Source organism: Ancylobacter koreensis (assembly GCF_023016525.1).
Classification (GTDB): domain Bacteria; phylum Pseudomonadota; class Alphaproteobacteria; order Rhizobiales; family Xanthobacteraceae; genus Ancylobacter; species Ancylobacter koreensis.
The window spans coordinates 1-1,052 of the sequence record NZ_JALKCG010000018.1 but is presented as its reverse complement, the minus strand read 5'-3'; the positions used below and the strand labels follow the sequence as shown (position 1 = coordinate 1,052).

The window sequence follows — 1,052 nt, the reverse complement described above, 5'->3', positions numbered from 1 at the left end:
CGCCGCTGAACGCGGTTGTTCTGCGGCGTAGAATTGGCGCCTTGGCCAAGTGGGGGATGCCCATGATCCTCAGCGCATGCGCCAGCCACGCCCTATCAATCCCAAGAAAATAGTCAGTATGGGCAGCGATGCTCCATCGCCAGCTGCGAGCTTGGCTGGCGCACCACTCTCAGAGATCCCGAACCCTGATGCGCGCGTCATTCGAGATGCTGAGCAAAACCTTGCGTCCGCTGACTCTGTCGAGCATGATTCCAAGATCGTGCTTGTCACCGACGACTGGCCGTCGAGCGTTCCGATCACACCTGAAGAAGTCGATGTGATCGAGGCCTTCTTCAAGCGGGAGATCGACGCGCTCCTGAGGTGACGTTGCTGCCGAAGGGACCTGAGGGAGGCGATTGGGCCATGAACGTAGCCTTGCCGATCACCAGACGGGCCGCCCTTTATCTCCGGGTATCGACCACACGGCAGGCCGACGTTGACCTCTCCATCCCAGATCAGCGCCTCCAGACCGCCGCCTATTGTGAGCGGCAGGGCTGGTCCGTTGTGGCGGAGTATGTGGAGCCGGGTGCGTCGGCGATGGACGACAGCCGGCACGAGTTCCAGCGAATGATCGAACGGGCATCCGATGACGATCGCCCATTCGATGTCATTGTCGTCCATAGCTTCAGCCGGTTCTTCCGCGATGCCTTCGGGTTGGAGATGTACATCCGCCGCCTCGCGAAGCATGGCGTGCGGCTCATCTCCATCACCCAGGAGCTCGGGGATGATCCGGCTCAGGTCATGATGCGGCAGGTTATCGCCCTATTCGACGAGTACCAGTCCCGCGAGAATGCCAAGCATGTGCTGCGGGCTATGAAAGAGAACGCCCGGCAGGGCTTCTATAACGGCTCCCGCCTGCCGCTTGGCTTCACCCTCGAAGAGGTCGAGAAGCGCGGCCATCGCATCAAGAAGAGGATAGTCGTCGATCCGGTTGAGGCCGAGCTGGTGCGGCTGATGTTCGATCTCTACCTGCGGGGAGACGGCACATCGGGCCCCATGGGCATCAAGGAGAT

The 1,052-nt window shown here is 60.9% G+C and carries 2 protein-coding genes; both read left to right on the top strand.

Annotated features, from left to right (window positions below):
- Positions 1 to 76: 76 nt before the first annotated feature.
- Positions 77 to 364: a hypothetical protein gene (locus MWN33_RS18970; RefSeq protein WP_247202620.1), complete on the top strand. Its 288-nt coding sequence runs from the start codon at positions 77 to 79 to the stop codon at positions 362 to 364.
- 38 nt (positions 365 to 402) lie between these two features.
- On the top strand, positions 403 to 1,052 hold a 650-nt coding region (locus tag MWN33_RS18965), incomplete at its 3' end, for a recombinase family protein (protein ID WP_247202619.1).

Excerpts from the sequence above, each read along its gene's own strand:
- MWN33_RS18970 (WP_247202620.1), top strand. The coding sequence starts at position 77 with ATGCGCCAGCCACGCCCTATCAATCCCAAGAAAATAGTCAGTATGGGC.